This is a genomic window from Dethiosulfatibacter sp. (assembly GCF_983023055.1).
Genome location: NZ_CEZJXU010000060.1, coordinates 1 through 8,140 on the forward strand (window position 1 = coordinate 1; position 8,140 = coordinate 8,140).

At 34.9% G+C, this 8,140-nt stretch carries 10 protein-coding genes; all 10 read right to left on the bottom strand.

Annotation, left to right across the window (positions count from 1 at the left end):
• The coding region (locus tag AC3AX0_RS03630) for an NAD(P)H-dependent glycerol-3-phosphate dehydrogenase (protein ID WP_487548943.1) at window positions 1-872 on the bottom strand (872 nt) is incomplete at its 3' end.
• A 4-nt stretch (window positions 873-876) separates the two neighbouring features.
• Entirely contained in the window at window positions 877-1,470 is a 594-nt protein-coding gene (gene plsY / locus AC3AX0_RS03635; protein WP_487548944.1) for a glycerol-3-phosphate 1-O-acyltransferase PlsY, read from the bottom strand.
• A gap of 2 nt (window positions 1,471-1,472) precedes the next feature.
• The gene (gene der / locus AC3AX0_RS03640; RefSeq protein ID WP_487548945.1) at window positions 1,473-2,789 is read right to left on the bottom strand and encodes a ribosome biogenesis GTPase Der; all 1,317 of its coding nucleotides are present in this window, start codon (window positions 2,787-2,789) and stop codon (window positions 1,473-1,475) included.
• Complete coding sequence (locus AC3AX0_RS03645) at window positions 2,782-4,107, bottom strand: DUF512 domain-containing protein (protein WP_487548946.1); 1,326 nt, start codon at window positions 4,105-4,107, stop codon at window positions 2,782-2,784. Before AC3AX0_RS03645 ends, der begins: the two co-directional genes overlap by 8 nt.
• Before the next feature lie 194 nt (window positions 4,108-4,301).
• Window positions 4,302-4,757 (bottom strand): transcriptional regulator NrdR, encoded by a 456-nt coding sequence (nrdR, locus tag AC3AX0_RS03650; RefSeq protein ID WP_487548947.1) that lies wholly within the window; start codon window positions 4,755-4,757, stop codon window positions 4,302-4,304.
• 67 nt (window positions 4,758-4,824) lie between these two features.
• Window positions 4,825-5,952, bottom strand: a complete 1,128-nt coding sequence (gene ftsZ, locus AC3AX0_RS03655; protein WP_487548948.1) for a cell division protein FtsZ — start codon at window positions 5,950-5,952, stop codon at window positions 4,825-4,827.
• Window positions 5,953-6,004: 52 nt separating this feature from the next.
• On the bottom strand, window positions 6,005-6,343 hold the full coding sequence (locus tag AC3AX0_RS03660; RefSeq protein WP_487548949.1) for a DUF1290 domain-containing protein: 339 nt from the start codon (window positions 6,341-6,343) through the stop codon (window positions 6,005-6,007).
• A gap of 16 nt (window positions 6,344-6,359) precedes the next feature.
• Window positions 6,360-7,055, bottom strand: a complete 696-nt coding sequence (locus AC3AX0_RS03665) for a DUF881 domain-containing protein (protein ID WP_487548950.1) — start codon at window positions 7,053-7,055, stop codon at window positions 6,360-6,362.
• Window positions 7,056-7,068: 13 nt separating this feature from the next.
• Complete coding sequence (locus AC3AX0_RS03670) at window positions 7,069-7,776, bottom strand: DUF881 domain-containing protein (RefSeq protein WP_487548951.1); 708 nt, start codon at window positions 7,774-7,776, stop codon at window positions 7,069-7,071.
• On the bottom strand, window positions 7,766-8,140 hold a 375-nt coding region (locus AC3AX0_RS03675), incomplete at its 5' end, for a hypothetical protein (protein ID WP_487548952.1). The genes AC3AX0_RS03675 and AC3AX0_RS03670, both read right to left, overlap by 11 nt.

Genomic DNA, 8,140 nt, shown 5'->3' on the forward strand with positions numbered 1-8,140 from the left:
ATCTGATATGCAGCATGTGTAGTTATTATTCCTTCAACAACCATACCTACTTCTTCAGCAGCTTCTTCCTTTGTATAACCTTTTCCTATGAGGATACCAGCCTTTCGGTTTCTGCTATGTACACTTGTACAGGTTACAACAAGGTCGCCTATTCCTGAAAGGCCAAGGAATGTTAGTTTGTCAGCTCCCATTTTCTCGGCAAGTCTTGCAATTTCATGTATTCCTCTGTTTATTAGGGCTGCCTTGGTATTGTCACCAAATCCCAATCCATTTGAAATTCCTACGGCAAGAGCAATAACATTCTTAAGTGCTCCTCCAATTTCAACTCCTATAATATCAGTATTTATATATACTCTGAAATAATCACTCATGAATACATCCTGTACAAGTTTCGCCACTTCCTCATCACTAGATGCAGCCACTACTGTAGTCGGCATTTCAAGAGCCACCTCTTCAGCGTGTGAAGGTCCCGAAAGAGCAACAAACTTATTATTCGGCAGCAATTCTTCACAGACCTGGGAAATCCTGTACAAGGTATCCTTTTCAAGACCTTTTGAAAGATTCACAAGTACCGCATCCTTGTTGAATACATCGATGTTTTTTGTAATAAGTCCCCTTACTTCCTGGGTAGGCACTGCCAGAACTATTATGTCTGCATCTTTAACAGCTTCATGTATATCGCTTGTTACTAAAATATTCTCAGGTATTTTTATATCTGGAAGATAATGCTTATTTTCTCTAATGTTTTTTACAATTTCAGCTTTTTCTTTATTTCTGAACCATATTCTTACTTTATGGTTATTTTCACTTAACAGTTTCGAAACGGCTGTACCCCAGCTTCCACCACCAAGAATAGCTATATTATAATTCATGATATCAGTCCTTTTTTTTGAATTTATTTTCTTCGCCCTTAAAGAGTCTGGATATATTGCTTCTGTGCCTGAATATGGCCATTGCAGACAATGCGCAAGTCAACACAAGAATTTTAGTATCAACTGGTCTAGCAAATACAAGTACTACAACAGGTGCCAATACAACTCCTGCTATAGAACCAATTGATACTATTCTAGTCAATACTATAAGTGTCAATCCTACCGCAACGCAGATTAGTGCTACTACAGGATTAATTGGTAGCATTACTCCTATTGAAGTAGCTATTCCTTTTCCACCTTTGAATTTTAGTGCAGCAGGCCAGTTATGGCCCATTATTACAAATATACCTGCAAAATACTGTCCCAAGGCAGGTTCAATATATTTTCCAATCACAACTGCAAGAACTCCCTTGAGTACATCCAGCAGAAAAACCACAAGTCCTACTTTTGCCCCAAATGCCCTGACTGCGTTGGTAGCACCGGCATTTCCGCTTCCATAATCTCTTACATCCTTTTTTAAGAAGATCTTGCCAATTATTATAGCACTTGAAAAATTACCCAAAGAGTATCCCGCCAAACAAGCTAAAAACAAATTCATACTTAATCCCCTCTGTTCTTCAGACTGAAAACAACTGGTGTTCCTTTGAATAAAAAGTTTTCTCTTATCTTGTTTTCAAGATATCTGACATAAGAAAAATGCATAAGCTCTTTGTTGTTTACAAATATTACAAACTTTGGAGGACATACGCTAACCTGGGATACGTATAAAATCTTCAAACGCTTGCCTTTCACAGACCTTGGTTGGTTCATCAACACCGCTTCATTTATTACATCATTAAGTACGCCGGTGGATATTCTCATATTTCTGAAACTGTTGATTTCAAGGATTTCATCCAGTATTTTGTTTACTCTCTGTCCTGTAAGGGCAGAGATTGGAAATATTGGTGCATAAGTCATGAATGGGAATTTGTTTCTTACATCATCTATGAAGGTTTTATATGTTTTGTCATCTTTCTCAATCAAGTCCCATTTGTTTACTAAAACAATTATACCTTTTCCATTTTCATGAGCATAACCTGCAATCTTGGTATCCTGTTCAGTTACACCTTCATTTACGTCTATTATCATTAAACATATGTCAGCTCTCTCAACTGCTGCAAAGGATCTTACAACACTGTATTTTTCTATATTGTCATATATTTTTTTTCTTTTCCTTATTCCTGCCGTATCAATAAATACAAATTCATGGTCTTTAGATTTGAAATGAGTATCTATGGCATCCCTGGTAGTGCCGGGGATATCACTTACTATTACCCTTTCCTGACCAAGAATCTTATTAATCAGAGAAGATTTTCCAACATTCGGTTTTCCTATTACTGCAACCTTTATTATTTCATCATTGTATTCTGTCTCACTTTCTTCAGGGAAATTTTCAATAACAATATCAAGCATATCTCCAAGTCCCAATGCTTCAGTAGAAGAAATTGATACAGGATCTCCAATTCCAAGCTCATAAAATTCAAAAATATTGTCTTCATTTACAAACTTATCCATTTTATTGCATGCCAGTATAATTTTTTTCTTTGATTTTCTCAACATTTCAGCAACATCTTTGTCTGCGGAAGTCACTCCATTTTTACCATCAACAAGAAAAATGATTATATCTGCAGTATCAATGGCAACTTCTGCCTGTCTCTTCATTTGAATCAATATAATGTCTTCACTTGCAGGCTCTATTCCACCTGTATCAATCAAAGTGAAATACTTGTTTAGCCATTCAGCCTCAGCATAGATTCTATCCCTTGTTACTCCAGGAGTATCTTCTGTTATTGCTATCCTTTTTCCTGATATTCTATTAAATAAGGTGGATTTTCCAACATTTGGTCTTCCAACTATTGCTACAATCGGTCTACTCATTCTTACACTCTCCAATAATTTCATTAATTAAGTTATATCCGTTTACCTTTACAGGTACTATTCTTACACCCAATTCATCTTCAACTTCATTCAGCATCAAATCATCCAGAAAAACATCCTCATCGCTTTTAAGCATCTCTTTAGGAATGAGCAGCGTGTTTTTCACAATGCCTTTCAACTGTTTTATTATATCGCCGCCTGTTACAAGTCCTGAAACTGTTACCTCTTCACCAAAATATTCATTTCGTATCTTTAGAACATCTATTGACAAATTCTTAAATCTTTCAGTCACTTTCAAAACAGTCTTTGTCATCAAGTCATAGGACAATTCACCTGTTGCCAAAGATATCTTTTTATCTGACCTTGGTAAATCATCCAAATCTATATTTTCAAGGGCATCATCAACTTCCCTTTCAAACTCCCTTACCATACCCACACCGTTTTCAATGAGAGTAAAGTCTTCATAGGTTTCATATTCAGGAAGATCGATTTTCCCGTTTATATAAAACTCATCACCGAGATAAACAAACCTTGTTCCAGTCTCTTCAAAACATTTTTTTTGATATTTTTCTACCTGGTTAATGGTGTATCCAAATTCCTCTTCTGTAAAACCTCTGATTTCTTCAAGTCCATCCCTATACTTAGTAAGACCAACAGGTACTATTGCCACACTTCTAACTGTAGGATAACAACCTATCAAGTCTTCAATTGTTTTTTCAAGGTCGTCTCTGTCGTTGATTTCAGGAACAAGTACAATTTGGCAATCTATTACTATGTTCGTTCCTTCAAATCTTTTTATGATTTCAAGAATATTGCCCCCTGACTCGTTTTTCAACAACCTTTTTCTGGTTTCAGGATTTGTTGAATGTACAGATATTTTTATAGGGCTGATACCATATTCAATAATCTTGCCCAGTTCCTCGTCCTTCATATTTGTCATAGTCAAAAAATTTCCAAGTAAAAACGAAAGTCTGGAATCGTCATCCTTAAGATATAGTGATTTTCTCATTCCTTTGGGAAGCTGATCAATGAAGCAGAATACGCATTTGTTGCTACAGGTTTTTACTTTGTCCATCAGTGAATTTTCATAAACTATTCCCAGTGTTTCATCTATTTCCTTTTCGATTTCAAGAACCCAGATTTCTCCAGACTTCTTTTCTATTTCCAGTTCAATATAATCATCGGTTTCCAAAAATCTGTATTCAATACAGTCTCTTACCTCAACTCCGTTGATGCTTACAAGATTGTCACCTTTTTCAACACCAAGCTCCTGACTGATGCTTCCATCAAGAACATCTATTATTAGATTTTTTTCCATTGCTTCTCCTTATTTCAATTACAAATAATTATTATACCATATTTCTTATGTTTCAGATACGACAAAGCACCTAATTCGCAACAACCGTATGATCGGGCCGGGTCTATCTTCTTAGGCAAAAAAAAGCCAAAACACCCGGCTTCATAGTCAACTAAATCAATAATAGATCAATGTGAAACTCAACAGTTTTAAGGTCAATTACCGTTAATCAGTTTTTTCAGCTCGTCCATAAAAGTATTTATGTCCTTAAACTGTCTGTAGACAGATGCAAACCTGACATAAGCTACATCATCAAGGTTTTTTAATTCTTCCATTACCAGTTCGCCAATCCTGTCGGATGTTATTTCATTTTCCAGAGAATTTTGAAGTTTCTTTTCAATATTGTCTGTAATTCTTTCTATTTCCTTAAGGGAAACCGGTCTTTTTTCACAAGCCCTTATTATACCGTTAAGCATTTTTGCTCTGTCAAATACTTCCCTAGTTTTATCCTTTTTCACGACAATAAGCTGTATGTTTTCTATTTTTTCATAAGTTGTGAATCTTTTACCGCAGTTGATACATTCCCTTCTTCTTCTAATTGTATGTCCTTCATCCGTTGGTCTTGTATCTACAACCTTAGTTTCTTCATTTTCACAAAATGGGCATTTCATATAAATCCTCCGGAAGCACCTCAAAAAGAACTGAACAATTCAGTCCTTTTATAGGTTTTATTGTATTTTATTCCTTTTCGAATTTTATCTTGTTATCAGACTTTATGAAACTTGGAATGTCAAGATCCCATGATGAGCTTTTCGGCTTGGGTTCAGAAGAATTTTTTTCTTCCTTTTTACTTTCCTTGTTTCCATCCTTAGGCTTTTCAGTTTCAGACTTTATTTCAGGCTTTTCAAGTCTTTGCTCTGTAAATCCTGTTGCAATTACAGTAACCTTAATTGAGTCTCCAAGACTCTCTTCAATGTTTGCACCAAATATTATATTGGCTTCTGGATCAGCAGACTCTGTTATAAGCCTTGCTGCATCATTGATTTCATGCAAAGCCATGTCTACTCCACCAGTAATATTAATAAGAACACCTCTTGCGCCATTTATTGAAGTCTCCAGAAGCGGACTCTTTATAGCTTGTTTTGCAGCAGTCATTGCTCTGCTTTCTCCAGTTGCATATCCTATTCCCATATGAGCAAGTCCCTGTTTTGCCATTATTGTTTTTACATCTGCAAAGTCAAGATTGATTACTGCTGGGATAGCAATAAGATCCGATATGCCCTGTATACCCTGTTTCAATACATCATCGGCTATATCAAATGCTTCAAGAAGAGTTGCCTTCTTGTCAGTAATTTCCAACAACTTGTCATTCGGTATTACAATTATAGTATCTACGGATTCGCTCAGTTTTTCGATACCCTGTCTTGCATTGTCCATTCTCTTCTTACCTTCAAACATAAAAGGCTTTGTTACAACAGCAACTGTAAGAATATCTTTTTCCCTGGACAATTCCGCAATATATGGTGCAGCCCCAGTACCTGTTCCACCACCCATTCCTGCAGTAATGAATACAAGATCTGTCTCTTCAAGTACATCCTGAAGCTCAGCTTTACTTTCCTCAGCAGCCTTAAATCCTATATTAGGATTTGAACCAGCGCCCAATCCGTTGGTTAGCTTTTCACCTATCTGTATCTTATTGTCGGACTTTGAATTAAGCAAAGCCTGTTTATCTGTATTTACCGCTATAAAATTAATACCTTTTACATCAGCATCTATCATTCTATTAACAGCGTTGTTACCACCGCCACCTACTCCTACAACCTTTATCCTAGCAAGGCTGACAGGATCAACATCAAATTCAAACATAATATACCTCCCCGATTATGCTATTTAAAGTATAGCATAAAAATAGTCAATTTCAATTTATTTTATCATATTTAATAATCTTTTTAACAATTACATTAAAGCTGTTGAATATTCTCAAACCGAATACAAGCATTACTACTAGATATAATGAAATACCAAGATTTTCACCAATGAAAGCAAGCAAACAAGCGAATACGACTTCACAAAGAACAAGGAGTATTTCCTTGTAGATATCAAGGTTCTTTGTGGAATTCATAATAATCCTCAAAAGGCTTTCCAATAAAATCAAAATAGTAAGTGTAATATATAGTGTGTATGTTGCATTGTATGTCAGAGTGAGGGCAAGTCCCAGTAAAAATCCTATAAGAATTCCCATACCCGCAATCAACATGATATAACCACCATCCTTAATTTTTTATATAGTTAAACTCAATTTTTTCTGTATATTTAGGTATAAGAATAAAATTGCTTTTCATTGTTTCTATACCTATTCCATAAACTGTTTTCAAATTATAAGCGTAGGTATTTGGCGCATTTATAGCAGCAGACAATTCATCCTTGTTGCCTATGGCCTTAATAATAAAGGGGGCTGCGATACCTTCTCCATTGACCCTTATTAGTGGACCTATGCATACAACCTCAGTCTTTGAAAGTATTCTTTTCCCATTTATGGAAACCGCCTCTGCACCGGAACTAATTAAATCATTAATTATTATAGTTACATCTATGTCGTGAATCAGGTCATAATTTATGTTTCCCAGACTCTCGTTCATATTGTCAGATAGCTTGATCATGACCCCTTCGCCTCTCAGATTTGTATATCCTGCTACTGATTTAATTTCATTGATTTCATCAGTGAGATAAACAGAAATATCTTCTTCATTATTTTCAAGCATTTCAAACTCGGTAAGTTCATTCTTGCTTTTTTCTATAATGTTTTTTATATCTTTAATCTCCTGGTTAATCATATTTACTTCATTTGACAAGCTAGCAACAGTGTTTATATTAATAAAAACAAAATCCTTGGATTCATTGGTAATTTGCATTCCCAATAGAAAACCTATTGCCAGGGATAGCATTAATACAGCAATTCCTTTTTTCATAATACCACCATCTTTATTCATATGGTTGAGCATATTTGAAATCCATAGTTTTCAACTGCCTTTGAATTTGTATTTCATCTTCAACCTCTATATCAATATTGAAGTTTAAATTCTTCATTTCCCAAATAACGCCGCCTTTAAAATTCAAAACCGACTCAAGTGTTTGCTTGTTTCCTATAGCCTTTATTTCAAGAGGTGGTACAACAGACATTCCATTAATGTTAAGGTGAGTTCCCACTGGTACAATTTCAGTATAGTTTGTATGTCTGTGCCCGTTAATTGAAATCGCCTCGGCACCGGCAGCATTTAAATTACTTAGTATAAGCAATATATACTCATAATTATATATAAGATTTGAATTAAATTCACCAAACTGATTATCTGTATCCGGGTTATCAAGTGTTATTACAACACCAGGTCCTGATACATCTGTATATCCAGACATTATCTTGAATTTCTCCAGTTCTTCAGTGAGGTTTTTCACATAAATACTTTCCTCTGCTGCAGCGCTTTCATATTCCTTGAGCTTGCTTTCAATTTCATTCAAGTCCGCCACAAGTTGTTCCTTTTCTTCTGTAGAATTTCTTAACTCGCTTTTTAATTCATTAACTTTTTGAGAAATCTCAGTTTCACCCGAAGTGTTTTTTACAACTTGATATTGGAATGCAAGTATAAACCCCAAGACAAGACTAATAATCAAAATCAATATTTTATTCTTCAAAACGGACCTCCGAATCTTCAGAACTTATATAAACAGGATTTTCTCCTTTGGTATAGTCAATCAACCCGTTAACATCCTGGTTTTTATCTGTTCTTTCATCTATGATATTTTTGCTGAAAACAAGCTGGTATTTCATGTCTTTTAACTGGTCTAGTTTTACTAGGGTCCCATTATTCATATATATATATGCATCATCCCCTGAAATTTTAAACTTGTTTACATAAACCATCTCGTTTAAACTAATATAATACATTAAATCTACAATTAAATCAAAGGAAATATTATTTTCATTGAATAAAATACCTTTACCCATTTCACATTCATATATATTATCATTCTCCACAACCATGCAATTCTCAATAAT